Annotated in this window: 20 protein-coding genes and 2 tRNA genes; 16 read left to right on the plus strand and 6 right to left on the minus strand. The window is 53.7% G+C overall.

Features of this window, described 5'->3' with window-relative positions:
- Positions 1-48: 48 nt before the first annotated feature.
- A tRNA-Asp gene (locus tag HED65_RS05875) sits at positions 49-125 on the plus strand.
- A gap of 160 nt (positions 126-285) precedes the next feature.
- A complete protein-coding gene (dkgB, locus tag HED65_RS05880) occupies positions 286-1089 on the plus strand; it encodes a 2,5-didehydrogluconate reductase DkgB (RefSeq protein WP_114977823.1) in 804 nt (267 codons plus the stop codon).
- Positions 1090-1120: 31 nt separating this feature from the next.
- On the opposite strand, the gene yafC is transcribed toward dkgB, so the two are convergent.
- Complete coding sequence (gene yafC / locus HED65_RS05885; RefSeq protein WP_114977824.1) at positions 1121-2026, minus strand: DNA-binding transcriptional regulator YafC; 906 nt, start codon at positions 2024-2026, stop codon at positions 1121-1123.
- Between the two features lie 104 nt (positions 2027-2130).
- On the opposite strand from yafC, the gene HED65_RS05890 reads away from it, so the two are divergent.
- The 3 genes from HED65_RS05890 (at position 2131) to HED65_RS05900 (ending at position 5092) form a co-directional block, all read left to right on the plus strand.
- Entirely contained in the window at positions 2131-3306 is a 1176-nt protein-coding gene (locus HED65_RS05890) for an MFS transporter (RefSeq protein ID WP_114977825.1), read from the plus strand.
- Between the two features lie 136 nt (positions 3307-3442).
- Entirely contained in the window at positions 3443-4240 is a 798-nt protein-coding gene (locus HED65_RS05895; protein WP_114978085.1) for an endonuclease/exonuclease/phosphatase family protein, read from the plus strand.
- 78 nt (positions 4241-4318) lie between these two features.
- Complete coding sequence (locus HED65_RS05900; protein ID WP_114977826.1) at positions 4319-5092, plus strand: class I SAM-dependent methyltransferase; 774 nt, start codon at positions 4319-4321, stop codon at positions 5090-5092.
- A 51-nt stretch (positions 5093-5143) separates the two neighbouring features.
- Here HED65_RS05900 and mltD read toward each other — a convergent pair whose 3' ends face one another.
- Both mltD and gloB read right to left on the minus strand, forming a co-directional pair.
- A complete protein-coding gene (mltD, locus tag HED65_RS05905) occupies positions 5144-6508 on the minus strand; it encodes a murein transglycosylase D (RefSeq protein WP_114977827.1) in 1365 nt (454 codons plus the stop codon).
- Between the two features lie 68 nt (positions 6509-6576).
- A complete protein-coding gene (gloB, locus tag HED65_RS05910) occupies positions 6577-7335 on the minus strand; it encodes a hydroxyacylglutathione hydrolase (RefSeq protein ID WP_114977828.1) in 759 nt (252 codons plus the stop codon).
- 32 nt (positions 7336-7367) lie between these two features.
- On the opposite strand from gloB, the gene HED65_RS05915 reads away from it, so the two are divergent.
- Complete coding sequence (locus HED65_RS05915; RefSeq protein ID WP_114978086.1) at positions 7368-8099, plus strand: class I SAM-dependent methyltransferase; 732 nt, start codon at positions 7368-7370, stop codon at positions 8097-8099.
- Here HED65_RS05915 and rnhA read toward each other — a convergent pair.
- Positions 8084-8551 (minus strand): ribonuclease HI, encoded by a 468-nt coding sequence (gene rnhA, locus HED65_RS05920; RefSeq protein ID WP_014882660.1) that lies wholly within the window; start codon positions 8549-8551, stop codon positions 8084-8086. The genes HED65_RS05915 and rnhA overlap by 16 nt on opposite strands.
- A 64-nt stretch (positions 8552-8615) precedes the next feature.
- On the opposite strand from rnhA, the gene dnaQ reads away from it, so the two are divergent.
- The 9 genes from dnaQ to HED65_RS05965 all read left to right on the plus strand — a co-directional run bounded on the left by dnaQ (position 8616) and on the right by HED65_RS05965 (position 17706).
- The gene (gene dnaQ / locus HED65_RS05925) at positions 8616-9347 is read left to right on the plus strand and encodes a DNA polymerase III subunit epsilon (protein WP_207220708.1); all 732 of its coding nucleotides are present in this window, start codon (positions 8616-8618) and stop codon (positions 9345-9347) included.
- Positions 9348-9478: 131 nt separating this feature from the next.
- Positions 9479-9555, plus strand: a tRNA-Asp gene (locus HED65_RS05930).
- 376 nt (positions 9556-9931) lie between these two features.
- The gene (locus HED65_RS05935; protein ID WP_114977830.1) at positions 9932-10651 is read left to right on the plus strand and encodes a FadR/GntR family transcriptional regulator; all 720 of its coding nucleotides are present in this window, start codon (positions 9932-9934) and stop codon (positions 10649-10651) included.
- Positions 10648-11661 carry an ABC transporter ATP-binding protein gene (locus tag HED65_RS05940; protein WP_114977831.1) on the plus strand — a complete coding sequence of 338 codons (1014 nt, stop codon included), beginning with the start codon at positions 10648-10650 and terminating at the stop codon, positions 11659-11661. Before HED65_RS05935 ends, HED65_RS05940 begins: the two co-directional genes overlap by 4 nt.
- Positions 11658-12740: an ABC transporter ATP-binding protein gene (locus HED65_RS05945; protein ID WP_114977832.1), complete on the plus strand. Its 1083-nt coding sequence runs from the start codon at positions 11658-11660 to the stop codon at positions 12738-12740. The genes HED65_RS05940 and HED65_RS05945 overlap by 4 nt, the downstream gene beginning before the upstream one ends.
- A 2-nt stretch (positions 12741-12742) precedes the next feature.
- On the plus strand, positions 12743-14257 hold the full coding sequence (locus HED65_RS05950) for an ABC transporter substrate-binding protein (RefSeq protein ID WP_189338742.1): 1515 nt from the start codon (positions 12743-12745) through the stop codon (positions 14255-14257).
- Positions 14258-14275: 18 nt separating this feature from the next.
- Entirely contained in the window at positions 14276-15217 is a 942-nt protein-coding gene (locus HED65_RS05955) for an ABC transporter permease (protein ID WP_028017733.1), read from the plus strand.
- 2 nt (positions 15218-15219) lie between these two features.
- Positions 15220-16095: an ABC transporter permease gene (locus HED65_RS05960; protein ID WP_114978088.1), complete on the plus strand. Its 876-nt coding sequence runs from the start codon at positions 15220-15222 to the stop codon at positions 16093-16095.
- Positions 16096-16104: 9 nt separating this feature from the next.
- Entirely contained in the window at positions 16105-17706 is a 1602-nt protein-coding gene (locus HED65_RS05965) for a gamma-glutamyltransferase family protein (RefSeq protein ID WP_114977833.1), read from the plus strand.
- A gap of 52 nt (positions 17707-17758) precedes the next feature.
- Here the strand turns inward: HED65_RS05965 and HED65_RS05970 are convergent, their stop codons facing one another.
- Both HED65_RS05970 and fadE read right to left on the minus strand, forming a co-directional pair.
- Positions 17759-18529 carry an amidohydrolase gene (locus HED65_RS05970; protein ID WP_114977834.1) on the minus strand — a complete coding sequence of 257 codons (771 nt, stop codon included), beginning with the start codon at positions 18527-18529 and terminating at the stop codon, positions 17759-17761.
- 108 nt (positions 18530-18637) lie between these two features.
- A complete protein-coding gene (gene fadE, locus HED65_RS05975; protein ID WP_114977835.1) occupies positions 18638-21082 on the minus strand; it encodes an acyl-CoA dehydrogenase FadE in 2445 nt (814 codons plus the stop codon).
- A gap of 239 nt (positions 21083-21321) precedes the next feature.
- Here fadE and lpcA point away from each other — a divergent pair, with 239 nt between their 5' ends.
- Complete coding sequence (lpcA, locus tag HED65_RS05980) at positions 21322-21900, plus strand: D-sedoheptulose 7-phosphate isomerase (protein WP_114977836.1); 579 nt, start codon at positions 21322-21324, stop codon at positions 21898-21900.
- The last annotated feature ends 1 nt before the right edge of the window (position 21901 follow it).

The raw sequence follows: 21901 nt of genomic DNA on the forward strand, positions 1-21901 counted from the left end.
TAAGTAGTAAGCCGGTGCATAAATCCGGTGGTTACAGCAGTCTTCGGTGGAGCGGTAGTTCAGTCGGTTAGAATACCTGCCTGTCACGCAGGGGGTCGCGGGTTCGAGTCCCGTCCGTTCCGCCACTTATTAAAAGCCCTGAGTTAACGCTCAGGGCTTTTTTCTTATCTGACGTTTAATTATTGCTAAATCAGCAAAAATCCTCTGCATTTTGCGATCTTTTTCTCTATAACCCCGCCAGCGATAATCGTCCTCAGTCTACGAACATAACGATTGAGGAATATTATGACTATCCCTGCATTTGGTCTCGGCACTTTCCGCCTGAAAGACGACGTTGTTATCGCATCTGTAAAAACTGCTCTTGAACTTGGCTATCGCACCGTCGATACGGCACAAATTTATGAAAATGAAGCTGCTGTTGGTCAGGCTATCGAAGAGAGTGGTGTACCGCGTAATGAACTGTTTATCACCACGAAAATCTGGATTGAGAATCTCAGCAAAGACAAGCTGATCCCCAGCCTGAAAGAGAGCCTGAAAAAACTGCGTACTGATTACGTCGATCTGACGCTGATCCACTGGCCTTCACCGAATGATGCTGTTTCAGTGGAAGAATTCATGCAGGCATTGCTGGAAGCGAAAAAGCAGGGCTTAACCCGTGAAATTGGTATTTCTAACTTCACTATTCCGCTGATGGAAAAAGCAATTGCGGCCGTTGGCGCAGAAAATATTGCGACTAACCAGATTGAACTATCACCTTATCTGCAAAACCGCAAAGTGGTTGACTGGGCAAAACAGCATGGCATTCATATTACGTCTTATATGACGCTGGCTTATGGCAAAGCATTGAAAGATGAAGTGATTGCACGCATCGCAGCAAAACATGATGTGACTGCAGCGCAGGTCATCCTGGCGTGGGCAATGGGGGAAGGTTATGCCGTTATCCCTTCTTCAACCAAACGTGAAAACCTGGCCAGTAACCTGTTAGCACGGGATCTCCAGCTCGACGACGAAGACAAAAAAGCAATCGCCGCACTGGATTGCAACGATCGCCTGGTCAGCCCGGAAGGGTTAGCCCCTCACTGGGATTAAGTTTGACCCCACCCTTTGTATCCTGAAACCCTCACACAGCTCCTTTGGGAGCTGTTTTTATATGCTCGCTCAGAAAGTCGATAAAGGCACGAATGCGCGTACTCACCGCTCTGTCGCTGTAATATACCGCACTAAATGGCATTTCGACCGGCAGACGTTTATCTGCCATCAGTTCCACCAGTTCGCCACGCGCAATCTCCTTATCAATCATATAGTCAGACAAGCAAGCGATTCCATTCCCTTCGAGACACAACTGCTTTAGCGTTTCCCCACTGTTGGACGACAACCCACAAGCGATTTCATGCAACTGACCATCATGACAAGCCACAGGCCAGGTGTTCAGCGACACAGGCTCCGTGAAGCCCAGACACAGATGCTGCTTTAACTCTTCAACTGTCTCAGGTTTGCCATGCTCTGCAATATACTGCGGTGACGCGATAATTTTGCGGTAGCTGGCAAACAGTGGGCGGGCACGCAGGCTTGAATCTGTGAGGGTTCCCGCCCGGATAGCCACATCCACTTTCCGTTCGATAAGATTGATAAACGTCTCTGAGGAGACCAGAGAGAGTGTCATCTCCGGATAGCGTTCGCGGAAAGGTTTGATCAGCGGCATCAGAAAATGAAGCACAACCGGTGTTGCTGCATCAATGCGCAGTAATCCACGTGGTGTGCTACGGGTTTCCATAATCTCCGTCTCGGCAGCGGCCATTTCTTGCAGGATGGATTGCACGCGGCGGAAATAACGCTCTCCTTCTTCCGTCAGGCTGAGCTGCCGAGTCGTTCGGTTGAGCAGACTGACTCCAAGTTTCATCTCCAGCTTTTTCACCGAGCGGCTAATGGCCGAGTTAGCCTGTCCTAACTGTTCAGCCGCACGGCTAAAACTGCCACTTTCGACGACGGCGACAAAGATTGCCAGCTCTTCCGATGTTGCTTTCATTGTTGCACCACCTGCAAAATTCTATTGATATTTTGACCATTTTTGTTATTTAAGCACTGGCGCATACTCTTTGTCATCTTAATCCTGAAGAGACGGAGTATTTTATGCCACTGGCGCTACTTGCCCTTACGATCAGTGCCTTTGCAATTGGCACGACCGAATTTGTTATCGTAGGACTGGTTCCTACCATCGCCGACCAGCTAGCGATTTCGCTGCCATCTGCCGGACTGCTGGTATCTATTTATGCACTGGGTGTTGCTGTCGGTGCGCCTGTATTGACGGCACTCACCGGACGATTCCCTCGCAAGCAACTGTTGGTGGCGCTAATGGTGTTGTTCACCGCGGGTAACGTTCTGGCCTGGCAATCCCCGGATTACACCACACTGGTGATTGCCCGCCTGCTGACCGGCCTTGCTCATGGTGTCTTTTTCTCAATTGGTTCTACCATTGCCACAAGTCTGGTACCCAAAGAGAAAGCGGCATCAGCCATTGCGATTATGTTTGGTGGACTGACTGTCGCGCTTGTTACAGGCGTACCGCTGGGGACATTTATCGGCCAACACTTCGGCTGGCGTGAAACCTTCCTGGCAGTTTCTTTACTGGGTGTGATTGCTCTGGTAGCCAGTCTTCTGCTTGTGCCATCGAATATACCTGGTCGTGCAAGCGCCAGTCTGCGCGATCAGCTAAAGGTTCTGACGCATCCGCGCCTGTTGATCATTTATGCCGTGACCGCACTGGGCTATGGTGGTGTATTCACTGCTTTTACTTTCCTGGCGCCGATGATGCAGGATCTTGCAGGCTTCTCCCCGAATGCGGTGAGCTGGATTTTGCTTGGCTACGGCATCTCCGTCGCAATAGGTAACATCTGGGGCGGCAAACTGGCAGATAAACATGGTGCGGTTCCCGCTCTCAAATTCATCTTTGCAGCACTGGTTGTTTTGCTGCTGGTGTTCCAGTTCACTGCATCAATGCAATACGCCGCACTGGCCACGGTCCTGGTCATGGGGATCTTTGCCTTCGGTAACGTGCCGGGCCTTCAGGTTTATGTGGTACAGAAAGCAGAACTGTATACGCCGAACGCGGTGGATGTAGCATCCGGCCTGAACATTGCCGCTTTTAATATCGGCATTGCTATTGGCTCCATTGTGGGCGGGCAGACGGTTGAACACTTCGGGCTGGCGCAAACGCCATGGATTGGTGCTGCGATCGTGCTTGTCGCCTTCCTGTTGATTGGTCTGAGTGGACGCCTTGATAGACCAGCTCGGGTAGCATTGGGCTAACATCAGTAAGTGCTTGCTTACAAAACTGGAAAGCGGTTTCTCAGAAATTGCGTTGAAAGTGTAACCTAAAGTCCCTATAACATTAGAACCAGTCCGTTTTCAGGGCTGGTTCATGTTACAGAGGCTGTTTCCAAAAGTGCGAAAAAATACCTATGCCATGCGTTATGTTGCCGGAATGCCAGCGGAGAGGATCTTGCCTCCGGGGTCGTTTGCGAGCATAAGCCAGGCTTTACCTGCCGGAACCCCGTTAAGCAGTGATGAAAAAATTCGGGTGCTGGTGTGGAATATTTTTAAGCAGCAACGTGCGGAATGGTTATCGGTACTCAAGAATTTTGGCAAAGATGCCCATCTGGTTCTGCTCCAGGAGGCGCAAACCACCCCTGAACTGGTGCGGTTTGCCACCACAAACTATCTTGCCGCCGATCAGGTTCCCGCGTTTGTTCTGCCGCAACATCCCTCAGGTGTGATGACTCTCTCTTCTGCGCATCCGGTCTATTGCTGTCCACTGCGCGAACGTGAGCCCATCCTTCGTCTGGCGAAATCGGCGCTGGTAACGGTCTACCCGTTGCCGGACACCCGAATGCTGATGGTCGTGAATATCCATGCGGTAAACTTCAGCCTGGGCGTGGATGTGTATAGTAAGCAGTTACTTCCAATTGGCGATCAGATTGCTCATCACAGCGGACCTATCATCATGGCAGGCGATTTCAATGCCTGGAGTCGCCCGCGCATGAATGCCCTGTATCGCTTTGCGCGCGAGATGTCGTTGCGTGAAGTTCGTTTTAGCGATGACCAACGCAAGAAAGCCTTTGGTCGTCCTCTCGATTTTGTCTTCTATCGCGGTTTGAGCGTGCATGACGCCTCCGTTCTGGTGACGCGCGCCTCCGATCACAATCCTCTACTAGTGGAATTCAGTCCCGGCAAACCTGATTAAACATGGTGAGTCAGGTCTGCCGTGGGGCAGGCCTGTTCGGGTGCTGCCCTTTATTTTTTACCAACAAAGGACAGTACGATGACAACAACACACACCCATCATGACAACGTAGAAAAACAGTTTGGCTCTCAGGCAAATGCGTATCTGAGCAGCGCCGTACATGCTTCTGGCCGCGATTTGGTGCGTCTCGGTGAACGTCTTGCTGCGTTCCCGCAGGCGCATGTGCTGGATTTAGGCTGTGGGGCAGGGCATGCCAGTTTTACGGCTGCACAACAGGTCGCTCATGTCACCGCGTACGACTTATCCAGCCAGATGCTGGCGGTTGTTGCAGAGGCGGCGAAGGTAAAAGGGTTGAACAATATTGATACGCGCCAGGGTTATGCCGAATCCTTACCTTTTGATGATGCATCTTTTGAGGTGGTTATCAGCCGTTATTCCGCACATCACTGGCATGATGTTGGCCAGGCATTACGTGAAGTAAAACGTGTCCTGAAGCCGGGTGGTGTTTTTATCATTATGGATGTGATGTCTCCGGGACACCCGGTACGCAACATCTGGCTGCAAACAGTGGAAGCATTGCGCGATACCTCGCATGTGCAAAACTACTCCAGTGGAGAGTGGTTATCGCTCATTACCGAGGCGGGGTTGATTTCTCGCTCATTAATAACCGATCGCTTACCGCTGGAATTCAGCTCATGGATCGCCCGTATGCGCACTCCGGACGCATTAAGTCACGCTATTCGGTTGTATCAGCAGAGTGCCTCCGCAGAGGTGAAGGCTTACTTTGAATTACAGGAGGATGGTTCGTTTACCAGCGATACCATCATGGCTGAAGCGCAAAAAGTGGGATAAACAAAAAGGCACCGAGGGGAATCGGTGCCTTTTTATCTTTCCATCGTGTTCTCAGGAGTCTGGCGTGGCGCTGTTCTTCACAAACAGCGTCAACTGGTCGCCTGGTTTCAGATTGTCAGTATCATTATTCCAGCGCATCACATCTTTGATGTTCACACCGTGTCGTTTTGCGATACTGGACAGTGAATCGCCTTTACGCACGCGATAGGTAATGCTATCGCTGTTGCTGGCGAGACGCTGCGCGCTGCTACCTGCACCCACCGTCAGAGTCTGACCCACTTTAAGACCTGAACTGCGCAGGTTATTCCACTGCTGCAGATCGTTTGCTGTCACGCCAAGACGTGATGCAATGCCCGAAAGCGTATCACCTGAACGAACCTTATAACTGCGGCTGTTGACTGATGAAGCGTCCGCGATCAGCGTTGACTGGACGGCTGCAATTTCACCAGAAGCTAAAGACTCACGTAGCTGTTCGGCATGTTTCTGCGGAACCATTACGTACTGCGGGCCACTCGCCCCCAGCGTTGAGCCTTTAACGCCAGCATTAAAGGTTTTCAATTTACTTACCGACATACCCGTCATATCAGCAACCTGTTGAATATCAACTGGGTTGCTGAGGCGAACGCGCGCCAGTGCACGACTTTCGTCTGGTGTTGGCAGTTGTACACCGTAACGCTTGCTGTTCTTGAGAATATCGCTCAATGCCAGCATCTTCGGTACGTAAATCTTTGTTTCCTGTGGCAGTGAGAGCGACCAAAAATCGGTGGATTTACCCCGTGCTTTATTCGCTTTCATTGCCTTCAGTACACGACCTTCGCCGCTATTGTACGCTGCGACCGTTAACAACCAGTCGCCGTCAAACATCTTGTTCAGACGTTGCATCATGTCGAGAGCGGCTGTCGTTGAAGCGACAACATCACGACGCGCATCATAGCTGCGAGTCTGTTTCAGACCATAGTTTCGCCCGGTGCTCGGAATGATCTGCCAAATGCCTGCGGCATTGGCGCCAGACGTTGCGTGTGGGTCAAAAGCGCTCTCCACTATGGGTAGGAGTACCAGCTCCATAGGCATGTTACGTTTCTTAACTTGCCCGGCTATCCAGTACATATACGGCTCTGCCCGTAACGTTACATCGTGGAGATAGCTCTTATTTCTTAAGTACTTCTGTTTCTGTTCGCGAATCCGGCTGTTTTCCGGAATTCCCATCTTTAGCTCGTCGCCAATAGAGGTCCACAAGTCTTGATCCTGCGCGAATGATGTTCCATCGTCCATCCATCGCGCCGAACTTGTAAACTTCCCTGCTTCCCCTTGACCAGCTGCAGAAAGGCTCTGTGCGTGCTGTTGTACGTTGCTGCCGTTCTGCGACTGGCAACCTACAAGCAGGACAGAGGCGAGTAATATCGCTTTTGCCTTCATGTGTGTGTCAATAGTTGCTTAAAAGACGAGCGATAATAACGGCGAAATTTTGAAAAGGCAACCCGCAATTATCTGAAGTTATCTTTCTTTGACCTTAACCATGCAAATCGCTGCTCTGGTTGTTGCAAATTTGTTTCTTGGTTAATTTTATTAATTAAATCAATATCATCTGTTCGTAAAAATAAATTAATCTTGCGCTCATTTTTCAGAGTTACGGGGAGTGTATTTTGGTTTTTTACATGTAACTCCTTCACTTTGTGATAATAATCCTGAATCGCGCGATCCTCGGGTAAGATGTTAACGGAAAACTTCATATTTCCTAATGTATATTCATGTGCGCAACAAATGAGCGTTTCATCGGGTAGGGCATTAATTTTCTGTAATGACTGGTACATCTGGGTTGCTGTGCCTTCGAAAAGTCTTCCGCAGCCTCCAGAGAACAGTGTGTCGCCACAAAAAAGATAAGGTTTGCTGTAGAAACACAGATGTCCCAAAGTGTGACCTGGTGTGGCAAATACGGAAAATTCCCACTGATGTATGAGGATCTTTTCGCCTTCTTTGACTACCCGGGTTGTTCCCTTATTTTGTGTCTCTGCCGGTCCGTAAACCACAAGATGGGGAAAATGGACCCGCAGCTCGGGAACGCCGCCTGTGTGATCGTGATGGTGATGCGTCAAGAGAATGGCTTCTGGCTGCCAGTTATTCTCTTTTATTGCACGTAATACAGGGGCGGCTTCTCCGGGATCAACAATGACGCATCGACGATCATCGTCAACCAAAACCCAGATGTAATTGTCCTCAAAAGCAGGAATACTGATAAGATTCATATATTACCTCTTATAGCGTGGCGGGTGTTTTGATGAAACCGGCAAGGATACCTCAGACTGTCGCAGCACCGGAACGTTGGGCGGAATTGCCCTGGGGTGAATATTATCGCGAGGCCTTAGAGCAACAACTGAAGCCCTGGCTTGCGAAAATGTATGGTTTTCACCTGCTTAAGATTGGCAATCTCAGCGCGGAAATCAATACCGAAAGCTGCGCTATCTCACATCAGGTCAATGTCTCACTCGGCGGATCGCCGGTTCAGGTGAAAGCAGACCCATTGCATCTGCCATTTGCGGAAAAGTCCGTTGATGCGTGTCTGCTTGCCCATACACTGCCCTGGTGTAGTGATCCCCATCGCTTGCTGCGTGAAGCCGACCGTGTTTTGATTGATGATGGCTGGCTGGTACTCAGCGGGTTTAATCCTCTGAGTTTGATGGGTCTGCGCAAGCTGGTACCAGTACTACGCAAGACTCCACCTTACAACAGCCGGATGTTCACGATGATGCGCCAGCTCGACTGGCTTTCACTGCTAAACTTTGAGGTGCTCTGCTACGGCGGTTTTCAGGTGCTCCCCTGGGCGCGGCAGGGAGGTGTACTGTTGAGCACGCATTTGCCCGCTTTAGGCTGTATGCAGTTCATCGTTGCGCGTAAGCGCACTATCCCTCTTACGCTTAATCCAATGAAGCAGAGCAAAACGAAAACGCATATCCGTCAGACTGTTGGTGCAACGCGGCAGTACAAAAAAACGAATCAGGATTCGGGTTGATACCCTGTATCTTCATGCGCAGGGTTTGATGCGGCTGCACGCGCCAGCTCGTCGCAGCGTTCGTTTTCCGGGTGACCGGCGTGGCCTTTTACCCACTCCCATTTAATCTCGTGCTGGCCCAGCGCCGCATCAAGACGTTTCCAGAGATCAACATTCTTGACCGGCTTCTTATCAGCGGTCTTCCAGCCGCGTTTTTTCCAGTTATGGATCCACTGGGTTATCCCCTGACGCACGTACTGGCTATCGGTGCTTAACACCACGTCACAATGCTCTTTTAACGCCTCCAGTGCCACTATGGCCGCCATCAACTCCATTCGGTTGTTGGTGGTCAGAAAATAGCCTTCGCTAAAAGTTTTTTCGTGCTGGCGATAGCGCATAATCGCGCCATAGCCGCCAGGCCCTGGGTTGCCGAGACAAGATCCATCGGTGAAAATTTCTACCTGTTTACGCATCTCTGGTAGACTTCCTGTAATTGAAACGTTCAGTTAAACGATAAGTCTGACATAAATGACCGCTATGAGCACTGCAATTACTCGCCAGATTGTCCTCGATACCGAAACCACCGGTATGAACCAGATCGGCGCGCACTACGAAGGGCACAAGATTATCGAGATCGGTGCCGTTGAAGTGGTGAACCGTCGTCTTACGGGGAACAACTTCCACGTCTACCTCAAACCTGATCGGCTGGTGGATCCAGAAGCGTTTGGCGTTCACGGTATTGCCGATGAGTTCTTGCTGGATAAGCCGACTTTTGCGGATGTCGCTGACGAGTTCCTGGAATACATCAAGGGTGCCGAACTTGTCATCCATAACGCCTCGTTTGATATCGGCTTTATGGATTATGAATTCAGTAAGCTTAATCGTGATATCCCGAAGACAAACACCTTCTGTAAGGTAACAGACAGCCTGGCGCTGGCGAGGAAAATGTTCCCCGGCAAGCGTAACAGCCTTGATGCACTCTGTTCCCGCTACGAAATAGACAATACTAAGCGAACGCTGCACGGGGCATTACTCGATGCCCAGATCCTGGCCGATGTCTATCTGACGATGACCGGTGGACAGACGTCAATGAAGTTCAGCATGGAAAATGAATCTCAGCAGACGCAGGGTGAGGCGGGAATTCAGCGTGTTGTCCGCCAGGCAAGCCGGTTGCGGGTTGTTTTAGCCAGTGATGAAGAGCTGCTTAATCACGAATCCCGACTCGATCTGGTGCTGAAAAAAGGTGGAAGTTGTATGTGGCGCGCCTGAAAAGCGCCGGAATGCTTGTAAAATCATCGTTTGGGCGATTTTTGCAGCAAACGATTCAAAACGTGAGAAAAAGCGTTGACGAGATCAGAGGCACACCGTAATATGCGCCTCGTTCCCCAAACGGGAACAGTGGAGCGGTAGTTCAGTCGGTTAGAATACCTGCCTGTCACGCAGGGGGTCGCGGGTTCGAGTCCCGTCCGTTCCGCCACTATTAAGAAGGCCTGAATCAGAAATGATTCAGGCCTTCGTCGTTTATATTCTCTGAATTTCCTTCCTTTCTTTTATTAACAAAAAGTTAATTTTAGTGGTGCAATTAATTAACATATGCACAACATTAGTGCGTTATTTGCACTGATAGTGTGCATTTAACCTCCCGTCGTCTCTTCTGGCGTCTGACGGAATGTGTCACTTTGTAAATATAAATCACGAAAAATCATCCTCTTATCACTCGCTTTCCAAAAACTACCTGAACCAATTGAATATTGGTTTGGTTATTGCTTAATCATTAGCACGATAAGCTTCATTCCATATCAATAACTTATCGTTAATAAAAATAAAGTAATGATGAAAGCGAGCGAACCAATATGGAAAAACCGTCACGGTTTCTGGCAAATTCCAGCACCGCGCTTGAACAACTGCGCGGGCTAATCAACCAGCACGAGTCAACACCAGGCACTCCGCTGCCCACAGAACGTGAGCTATCGGAAACTCTCGGCGTAGGACGACGTGAAGTGCGTCGTGCGCTGGATGTGCTGGAAGAAGAGGGGCGCATCTGGCGTAAACAGGGCAAAGGGACCTTTATCGGTCCGGCTGCCCCGGTTGAACCGCTGGCCCTTCAGGGATTGGTTCAGCAAACCAACCTTCTGGAAGTGATGGAAGCTCGTCTGCAGCTCGAACCCGGCCTTGCCCGGCTTGCGGCACTGCGTGCCACCAGGGAAAACCTCGCGCTGATGCAGCGCATGCTGGAACGCATTGATAAGGTCAACCCGGATGACCGTGATCTCAACGAACTGTGGGATAGCGCATTTCACCGCGCGATTGCAGAGGCTGCGGGCAATCGCCTGATGCTCGGTCTGTTTGATGCCATTGATGCCGTCAGACGTGAACCGGGCTGGCAGCATCTGCGTGAATTAGCCCGCACACCCGAACGTGTCGATAGTTACAACGACCATCATCACAAGATCATGTCCGCGATTATCCATCGCCAGCCAAATGAAGCAGCGGCGGCCATGCGCGAGCATCTGCTTTGCCTGCAAACCGCTCTGATTCAGGCGATCCACCTTGAGGACGACTTCACGCTATGACGACGATCCCGTTTAAGGACACTGCGCCTGTACTGAACTTGCATAATCTCAACGTTAAATTCGCCGGCTCGCCGGTGAGCGTACTTGATGGTATTTCACTGACGATTAAAGCGGGCGAAACGCTGGCGCTGGTGGGGGAGTCTGGCTGCGGCAAAAGTATCACCTCACTGGCGTTAATGGGTTTACTCCCCTCCTGCGCGCAGATCGTCAGCGGGGAGATGCAGTTTCGCCGTCATGATCTCCGCAAGCTTTCGCCACGGGAATACGCCGATCTGCGTGGTAGCGAACTGGCGATGATTTTCCAGGAGCCGATGACTTCGCTCAATCCGGCGTTTACGCTGGGCGATCAACTCAGCGAAGCAGTGATACGCCATCAGAACGTGCCGCGTACAGAAGCGATGAACGTTGCGCTGAAAATTCTGGAAAAGGTTCAGATCCCGGCGCCAGAGATGCGGCTCAAGGCATATCCCCACCAGCTTTCCGGTGGTATGCGGCAGCGCGTGATGATTGCCATGGCGTTGATTAACCATCCCAGACTGCTGATTGCCGATGAGCCGACCACGGCGTTGGATGTCACCATTCAGGCGCAAATCCTCGCCTTGCTCAACACCTTAAAAGCAGATACGGGTACCGCGGTGTTGATGATCACCCACGATTTAGGCGTGGTGGCAGAAGTCGCTCAGCAGGTGGCGGTGATGTATGCCGGTCAGGTGGTGGAGCAGGGAAGCGTTGAGGCGATCTTTGCCGATCCGCAGCATCCGTACACCATCGGTCTGATGGGGTCGATTCCTTCTCTTGGGGCACGTAAGGGGCAGCTTTCCACCATTCCTGGCTCGGTGCCACTGCCAGAATCCATGCCGAAAGGCTGCCGTTTCGCTACCCGTTGCCCGTTTGCGCAGCCGCGCTGCCATGATGAAAAACCTTCGCTCAATACACTCGGCGCGGGTCATCAGGTTGCCTGTTTCCGTGTGCCGCTGGAGCAACACATTGCCCTGGGAGAAATTGCATGACTACGCCCATCCTCGAAGCCCGTGACCTGAGCAAGATCTTCCCCGGCCCGAAAAAACTGTTTACCCCGGCGAGGTTTGTCACGGCGGTCGATCGCGTTTCGCTTGCCGTTATGCCGGGGGAAACGCTGGCGATTGTGGGGGAGTCAGGTTCCGGAAAATCCACCTTGGGCCGTCTGCTTCTGTGTTTACTTGCCGCCAGCGAAGGGCGCGTGTTTTATCAGGGCGAGGAGATCACCCACGCATCGGGGGCACGCCTGAATCAGCTCCGGCGCGAGCTGCAAATTATTTTCCAGGATCCCTTCGCTTCGCTGAACCCGCGTATGACGGTCGAGCAGATTGTCGGTGAACCACTGTGGTTGCACCAGAACATGAAAAAAGTCGATCGTCAGTACCGCGTTGCCGAGTTGCTTAAAACCGTTGGCCTCCCTGCCGCCTGGGCCGGGCGCTATCCACATGAGTTTTCGGGAGGACAGCGTCAGCGTATTGGCATTGCACGAGCGCTGGCTTCGGGGCCGAAACTGCTGTTGGGCGACGAACCCGTCTCGGCGCTGGATGTCTCGGTGCAGGCGCAGGTAGTGAACCTGCTCGAAAGCCTGAAGCACCAACTGGGGCTGACGATGGTGATTGTCGCCCACGGCCTGGGCGTTATCCGCCACATGAGCGACCGCGTGGCGGTGATGTATCTTGGGCAAATTGTTGAGCTTGCGACGGTTGACGAAATTTTTGATGCGCCGCTGCATCCTTATACCCAGGCATTGATCGCCTCTGCGCCCCAGATGCAGCCAGGTGTTGAACGTGACGCGCCGCTGCTACAGGGGGATTTGCCGAACCCGGCCAACCCGCCGTCCGGCTGTCGCTTCCACACCCGTTGCCCATACGTCACCGACGAATGCCGCCAGGTTGAACCGATAAATCAGGTACTGGATGGCGGGCGTCACATTTCCTGTCACCGCTGGCAGGAGATCAACCGCGATCGCAGCGTTATCCAGATTGCTCCGCCATCTGCTGCCTTTCTGCGCCGCCGCGCGCTGTTTGAACACGCGGCATCTCACTCCTCCCTTCCTTCAAGGAACTCATGATAATGACAATGCGTAATTCTCTTTTGACCGTACTGGGAAGTGTAATGTTGCTTGGCGCGGCGCTGCCCGCCCATTCAGAAAGTGTGCTGCGAATTGGTCTGGGGGCCGATCCGGACATGCTCGACCCGCATCTGGCGCGCACTTATTATGGCCGCTTCGTGTTTGCCTCCCTGTGCGACAGGCTGGTGGACGTGGATGAAAATCTGAAGGTTGTCCCCGGTCTGGCTAAAGACTGGGCGTGGAGCGACGACGGTAAAACCCTCACCCTGAATTTGCGCGAGGGCGTCACCTTCCACGACGGTGAGAAATTCGATGCTGCCGCCGCAAAATACAACCTCGACCGTGCCCTGACCTTAAAAGGCTCCCTGCGTAAAAGCGAGATTTCCTCCGTGGAGTCCGTTGAAGTCACTGGCCCGATGCAGATTGCTCTGCACCTGAAAACCCCCGATGCCGCACTGCTGATGCAGCTTACTGACCGTGCTGGGGCGATGATGGCCCCGGAAGCGGCGAAAAAACCAGATTTTGCCGCGCAGCCGGTCTGTTCTGGCCCGTATAAGTTCGACAGCCGTGTCTCTCAGGATCGTATCGTTCTGACGCGTTTCGACAACTACTGGAACAAAGGCGCTTACCACTTTGACAAGATTATCTATCTGCCGATCCCGGATGCCTCCGTGCGTCTGGCGAACCTGCGAGCAGGCGATCTCGATCTGACGGAAGGCATTGCCGCCAGCGACGTGAAGACTGTGGAGGCTGACAGCAAGCTGGCGCTGGCGAAGGTCACCGGTCTGGGTTATCAGGGCATTACCTTCAACATTAATAACGGGAAGGTGCCAGCGAACGATCCGTTCAAAGACGCCCGGGTGCGTGAAGCGTTCTCGCAGGCAATTGACCGCGATGCGCTAAACCAGGTGGTCTTTGAAGGGCTGTATTCGCCAGCCAACCAGGCGTTTTCAACGGTGAGTCCGTATCACGTCAATCTGCCGGTACCACCGCGCAATGTCGACAAAGCAAAAGCACTGTTAAAAGAAGCGGGTGTGGCAACACCCCTGACCGTAAACTTGCTGGTGCCGAACAACCCAACATCGCAGCAGGTCGGTCAGGTGCTGCAGGCGATGGTCGCTGAGGCGGGCTTTAACCTCAATCTGCAAATGACTGAATTCGCCACCCTGCTCGATCGCCAGCAGAGCGGTGACTATCAACTGAGCTTCTCCGGCTGGTCCGGTCGTCCCGATCCGGATGGCAGCATCTTTGGCTTCATTAACAGCAAAGGCACTTTAAACGACGGCCGTTACAGTAATGCTCAGGTAGATGAATGGTTGACTCAGGCGCGTCAGAGCACCGATCAGGCCGCACGCCAGCCGTTGTACGAGAAAGTGGTGAAGCAACTGCAAACCGATATGCCGATTGCCTACCTCTACTTTGAGCCGCGTATTTTTGGCCTGAACAAAAGCGTACAGGGCTTTAAACCTTACCCGGACGGCATCGTGCGTCTGGCCGGTTTGACGCTGGCAAAATAAACGTCCTGAGGAGAACCCATGCTGGAACTGATTTGCAAACGTCTGCTGCTGGCCATCCCGACGCTTCTGTTGGTGAGCATGATGGTCTTTGGCTTGCAAAAGCTGCTGCCTGGTGACCCGCTGATTGCGATGGCCGGGGAGGAACGCGATCCGGCGGTCATCGCTCAACTGCGTGCGGAGTTGAACCTCGATGCGCCGATCCCCGTGCAGTATTTTAACTGGCTGACGCGCGCGCTACAGGGTGATCTGGGCGTCTCCTTACGCACGCACGAGCCGGTGACGCAGCTGATAGCCAGTAAGTTGCCGGTGACGCTGGAGTTGTCTCTGCTGGCGATGATCATTGCGCTGGTGTTTGGCATCAGCATGGGGATCCTCGCGGCGGTAAACAAAAACAGCTGGGTCGATCATGGGGCTAACTTTGTGGCGATCTCGGGGATCTCAATACCGCACTTCTGGCTGGGGATCCTGCTGATTCTGGTCTTTTCGGTGAATCTACAATGGCTACCCGCGTCCGGCTACGTGCCGTTCAGTGAAGATCCGCTCCAGAACCTGCGCACGTTGCTGCTGCCCGCGTCCGTGCTCGGAACCGGCCTGGCGGCGACGCTGATGCGCCATACCCGTGCGTCGATGATTGCGGTGCTGAAAGCCGATTACATCCGTACCGCGCGGGCTAAGGGGCTGCTGCCAAAAGCGGTGATCTTAAAGCATGCGTTTCGCAATGCACTGGTGCCGGTGATCACTCTCACCACGCTGCTGTTTGGCGAGTTACTGGGTGGTGCGGTGCTGACCGAGCAGGTCTTCACTATTCCGGGTTTCGGCAAAATGATCGTCGATTCGGTGTTTAACCGTGACTACGCGGTGGTGCAGGGCGTGGTGCTGATTGTGGCGATCGGCTTCCTGATGCTCAACCTGTTGGCCGATGTGCTCTACGTTCTTATCAACCCGAAAATGCGAGGTTAATGATGGCAGAACTGACGACTCAAACCGTTGTGCCTGCACTGCCGCGTGCGCAAAACCGGGTGCTGAAAAAATTCCTCGCGAACAAAAGTGCGGTGATTGGTGCGGTGATTGTGGGCTTCTTTGTATTGCTCGCGCTGCTGGCGCCGTGGATTGCGCCGTTTGATCCGGTCAAAGCCAACTTCCTGGCGGTGCGCAAAGCACCGTCGGCGATGTACTGGTTCGGCACCGACGAACTGGGGCGCGATATTTTATCCCGCATTATCTGGGGAGCACGCACCTCGCTGATGGCAGGCTGTATGTCGGTGGTGATTGCCGTTGTCATCGGTGTGCCGCTGGGGCTGGTGGCGGGTTACTTCCAGAAAATGTGGGATGGGGTGATTTCGCGCTTTATCGAAGCGCTGCTGGCCTGTCCGTTCCTGATCATGGCGATCGCGCTGGGGGCATTTTTAGGCCCAAGCCTGACGAATGCAATGATCGCCATTGGTCTCTCGGCGATGCCAATCTTCGCCCGGCTGACACGTGGGCAGGTGATCGCGATTCGCAATGAAGAGTACATCGACGGCGCTCGGGCGATCGGCCTGCCGGACCGCTGGATCATCATCAAATACGTCCTGCCGAATGTGATGTCGCCAATCCTGGTGCAGGCTACGCTGGCGATTGCCTCGGCGATTATCGCTGAAGCCAGCCTGTCATTTTTGGGATTGGGACAGCAACCGCCAAATCCGTCATGGGGCTCGATGCTCAATACGGCGAAAGGTTTCCTGGAGCAGGCTCCGTGGATGTCGGTATTCCCCGGCGTGGCGATTTTCCTTGCCGTGCAGGGCTTTAATTTACTCGGCGACGGGCTGCGCGATGCGCTCGATCCGCGCCACGACTAAGGAGTCATGATGACCAAAGCGCTTGATTTCACTTCCGGTTATGATTCACGACGCCCACCGATGATGGGGTATAACGCTGTTGCGACCTCGCAGCCGCTGGCGGCTCAGGCGGGCATGAAGATGCTGCAGCTGGGTGGTAACGCCGTTGATGCGGCCGTTGCTACGGCGATAGCGCTAACGGTGGTCGAGCCCACCGGGAATGGTATTGGTAGCGATGCCTTTGCCATTGTCTGGGATGGAGAAAAGCTCCACGGTCTTAATGCATCGGGTCGCTCACCTGCCAGCTGGCATGCCGATCTGTTCGCTGGCAAAACTGCGGTACCGGAAATTGGCTGGGATGCAGTGACAGTACCGGGTGCGGTATCCGGCTGGGTCGCACTGGCGGAACGCTTCGGCACACTACCACTGACCACGCTGGCACAGCCTGCCATTGATTACGCGCGCAACGGTTTCCCGGTCTCCCCGCTGATTGGTCATCTGTGGCAACGCGGCTATAACAAGCTGAAAGATCAGCCGGGCTTTAGCGCCTGCTTCGCCCCGGAAGGCCGTGCACCGCGCGTGGGGGAAATCTTCCGTAACCCGGCGCAGGCAAACTCACTGGAGCTGATTGCCAAAACCAATGGCGAAGCGTTTTATCGTGGCGAGCTGGCGCAGAAAATTGCCGCTTTTGCCAAAGAACATGGCGCACATCTTACTGCCGACGATCTGGCAAACCATCGCGTAGACTGGGTTGAACTGTTGTCGTGCGATTTTGCGGGCGGTTCGGTGCAGGAGCTTCCACCTAACGGCCAGGGGATCGCCACGCTGATTGCGCTCGGCATTCTGGAACAGTGCGGCATTGAGAAATATCACCCGGATTCCGTGCAGTCTCTGCATCTCTCCATCGAGGCGATGAAGCTGGCGCTGGCCGATCTTGATCGCTACGTGGCGGATGAAGAACACATGGAATTCGCTGCCAAAGCGCTGCTGAGCGATAGCTATCTGAAATCGCGGGCTGCGTTGATCGATCAGGATAATGCCTCTGATTTTGTCTACGGTTCCCCGACGCAGAGCGGCACGGTCTACATCAGCACCGCTGACGCCAGCGGGATGATGGTCTCGTTTATTCAGTCCAACTATATGGGCTTTGGATCCGGGATTGTGGTGCCGGACACGGGGATCAGCCTGCAAAACCGGGGCTGTGGTTTTTCACTGGATCCGAATCACCCGAACGCGCTGGCGGGTGGCAAACGTCCGTTCCACACCATTATTCCTGGCTTTGCGATGGACGGTAACGGAAAACCGCTGATGTCTTTCGGCGTGATGGGCGGGCCAATGCAGGCGCAGGGGCACATGCAAATGGCGTTACGCATCATGCTGCACGGGCAAAACCCGCAGGCGGCAATTGATGCCCCGCGCTGGCGCGTGGTGCAGGGCAGGGAGGTGATCGTTGAGTCGACGTTCGATCGCAATACGATTGCCGCGCTGCGCGAGCGCGGACATCAGATCGTGGTGGAAGATCCGCTTCAGAATTACAACTTCGGCGGTGCGCAGGTGATTTACCGTCTGCCGGAAGGGCACTACGTGGCCGCGACGGAAAGCCGAAAAGACGGGCAGGCGCTGGTGAGTTAATGTTTTATCCCCCCTCTCCCTTTGGGAGAGGGGCGGGGTGAGGGGGAAAATTTCAGCCAATGCTAAACGGATCCGCATCCTGCCAAGCCGGAAACTTCTCCCGGTACTCCTGCAACGCCGTCAACGACAGCTCCGCATCAATGCGCGTCGCCTGATGCGGCTCTGCGGTGGCAATAATCTCGCCCTGCGGGTTCACCACCCGGCTGTCGCCACGGTAGTGATGCCCGTTACCGTCAGTCCCCACACGGTTACAGCCCACCACGTATGCCTGGTTTTCAATCGCGCGAGCCACCAGCAGCGACTGCCAGTGCAGGGAGCGTGGCGCAGGCCAGTTGGCTACATACAGTGCTACGTCGTAATCGTTGCTGTTGCGTGACCACACCGGGAAGCGTAGGTCATAGCAGACCAGCGGCAGAATACGCCAGCCGCGCCATTCGAACACCACGCGCTCATTTCCGGCTTCATAGTGATGATGTTCATCCGCCATACGGAACAGATGGCGTTTGTCGTAAAAATGCACTTTCCCTTCTGGCTCTACCAGCAGGAAGCGGTTCACCGGCCCGCGCTCAGTTTGCAGAGCGGCGCTGCCCGCAATCAGCGCGTTGGTCTGCTGCGCTTTGGCATGCATCCAGGCAACCACCTCTTCCTGCGGCATCGACTGTTTAGCCGCTTCCATCGCGAAGCCGGTGGTGAACATCTCCGGCAGGACAATCACATCACGCCCGGTAATACCTTCCAGTTGACGATCAAAGTGACGCAGGTTGGCGGGGCCATCCATCCACACTAACGGTTGCTGCAAAATCGAAATCTTCAGACCAGGCACAATTCAGACTCCTCAAACGACCACTTTTTGACACTGTAGCACGACATAACGAGAAAATGTGGCAATAAAAAACCCCGCGCAGGGCGGGGTTCGTGCAAGCGAAACGCGTTACGCAGCTTCAGATTTGCGGTGTTTCTCCGGCAACTTTACCGGCTGCGTCGCCAGCTCGTCCGGTTCGAAATCATCCACGTTAATACTGCGCAGACGGCTCTCTTCAGCTTTCACCAGCAGGGCAGCTTCATCTTTATTGATAATGCCACCGGCCAGAGCCTGTTTTGCCAGTTCGTCCAGACGGGTAAACGGCAGGTTTTTGCCCAGCTGTTTGCAGATCTTCTGGTGAATTGGATCGGCAGCCATCACGTCCAGCAGCGCCTCTTCCAGCAGACCCACCGGGTTATGCGGGGTTGGAGCCAGATACTGACCACGACCGATACGTGAACGGGTTGCGCTCGGGACCTGCAGGATCTTCGCTACTTTGTGATCCAGCTTGTCGGATGGTGCCTGGTGATGACGACCGGTCGGGAAGATCACCACGCGCAGGGCCCCAGCCACAAAACGGTTCGGGAAGTTCGCCAGCAAATCGTCAATAGCCTGTTCTGCCTGATACATCGCATCCTGTACGCCCCAGTGGACCAGCGGCAGATCCGCTTCCTGACGACCTTCATCGTCGTAGCGCTTCAGGACCGCAGAGGCCAGGAACACCTGACTCAGCACATCTCCCAGACGAGCAGAGATACGTTCGCGACGCTTCAGGCTACCACCCAACACCGCCATAGAAACGTCAGACAGCAGAGCCAGGTTAGCGCTCAGACGGTTCAGCTGTTGATAGTAACGTTTCGTCGCATCACCGGTTGGCGTAGCGCTGGTACGGCCATTGGTCAGACCGAGCCAGAAGCTGCGCATCTTATTGCTACCCACATGACCGATATGTTTGAACAGCAGCTTATCGAAGGCATCTACGTCGTTGTTCTGCGCAGCGGCCATCTCTTCCAGCACGTATGGATGGCAGCGAATGGCACCCTGACCGAAGATCATCATGCTGCGGGTCAGAATATTCGCCCCTTCAACGGTGATCGCGATAGGCGCACCCTGATAACCACGGGCGAGGAAGTTGCCTTCACCGAGCATAATGCCTTTACCGCCCGCGATATCCATCGCATCAATGATCGACTGCTGCGCACGGTGGGTACAGTGGTACTTCACAATCGCGGACAGTACGGCTGGTTTCTCGCCCAGCATAATGCCGTAGGTAATCAGGGAGGCGGCAGCATCCATCACATAGGCATTACCCGCGATACGTGCCAGCGGCTCTTCAATACCTTCCATTTTGCCGATGGAGATTTTGAACTGACGGCGGATGTGAGCGTACGCACCAATTCCCATCGCCACAGATTTCAGACCACCGGTGGAGTTTGACGGCAGGGTAATACCGCGACCTACAGACAGACATTCCACCAGCATGCGCCAGCCCTGACCGGCCATTTTCGGACCACCGATGATGTAATCAATCGGTACAAAGATATCCTGGCCGCGCGTTGGACCGTTCTGGAACGGTACGTTCAGCGGGAAGTGACGACGACCAATTTCAACGCCTGGGGTCGAGGTTGGGATCAGTGCACAGGTAATGCCCAGATCTTCTTCGTTGCCCAGCAGTTTTTCCGGATCAGAGAGTTTAAACGCCAGACCCAGCACGGTGGCAATAGGCGCCAGAGTGATATAGCGCTTGTTCCAGGTCAGACGCATACCGAGAACCTGCTCGCCCTGCCACTCACCCATGCAAACCACGCCGGTATCCGGGATCGCGCCCGCATCGGAGCCTGCTTCCGGGCTGGTCAGCGCGAAGCAAGGGATTTCCAGACCGCGTGCCAGACGCGGCAGGTAGTGATCTTTCTGCTCTTCCGTACCGTAATGCTGCAGCAGTTCGCCCGGGCCTAAGGAGTTAGGTACGCCGACAGTGATGGCCAGGATCCCAGAGACGCCAGCCAGTTTTTGCAGGACACGAGCCTGAGCGTAAGCGGAGAATTCCAGACCACCGTACTCTTTCTTGATGATCATCGCGAAGAAGCGATGTTCTTTCAGGTATGCCCACAGCTCTGGCGGCAGATCGGCCATTTCATGGGTGATGGCGAAGTCATTTGCCATACGGCACGCTTCTTCCACGGGGCCGTCAATAAAGGCCTGTTCTTCAGCAGTCAGACGTGGCTGCGGGTAGTTATGCAGCTTTTTCCAGTCCGGGTTGCCCTGGAACAGGTCGCCTTCCCACCAGGTCGTGCCGGCATCAATCGCTTCTTTTTCAGTACGCGACATTGGCGGCATCACTTTGCGGAAACCTTTGAACACCGGTGCAGAGATCATGGATTTACGCATCGGGGCAAAGTTAAACGGCAGAAGAATGATGGCAAGAGGGACTAAAAGCCAGATATTCCAGAGACCTGCGACGCCAAGCGCAGCCGTCCAGGCCAGAAGAATCAGGCTGCTCAGGAATAAACTTACACGGTGATAGAACAACACACCGAGCAGAACAACGGTTGCGAGAATGCTCAAAATCATCATAAAGAAAAGCTCCCTTGCTTGTAGGAGGTCTGACCACTTGTGATGATATGGTTGTAGTTGATGTTATTTCCTTTAGCAATGTGTTTACAAAATAATTACAACCTGGTTCACATTGTTCGTGTCTTAACGGGCACGAAAACGCAAAACGCCGGGCGATTCGTATGGCTTTAGCTTCTCGCTTTTCCCGCTATCCGGTACACTCCACTGTGTTATTTCATCAATACTGAAGGATTATCCTCATGTACCAGGATCTTATTCGTAACGAACTGAACGAAGCGGCGGAAACGCTGGCTAACTTTCTGAAAGATGATGCCAATATTCACGCTATTCAGCGCGCGGCGGTCCTGCTGGCCGACAGTTTCAAAGCCGGGGGCAAAGTGCTCTCTTGCGGTAACGGTGGCTCCCACTGCGACGCCATGCATTTCGCAGAAGAGCTGACCGGGCGTTATCGCGAAAACCGTCCGGGCTACCCGGCAATTGCGATTTCCGACGCGAGCCACATCTCCTGCGTAGGTAACGACTTTGGTTACGACCACATTTTCTCCCGCTACGTTGAAGCGGTCGGTCGTGAAGGCGACGTGCTGCTGGGTATCTCTACCTCTGGTAACTCCGGTAACGTGATCAAAGCGATCGCTGCCGCGCGCGAAAAAGGGATGAAAGTCATCACCCTGACCGGTAAAGATGGCGGTAAGATGGACGGTATGGCGGATGTTGAAATCCGTGTTCCGCACTTCGGCTATGCTGACCGTATTCAGGAAATTCACATCAAAGTGATCCATATCCTGATCCAGCTGATCGAAAAAGAGATGGTTAAGTAAG

This window comes from Pantoea sp. LS15, assembly GCF_012241585.1.
Taxonomy (GTDB): Bacteria; Pseudomonadota; Gammaproteobacteria; order Enterobacterales; family Enterobacteriaceae; genus Enterobacter.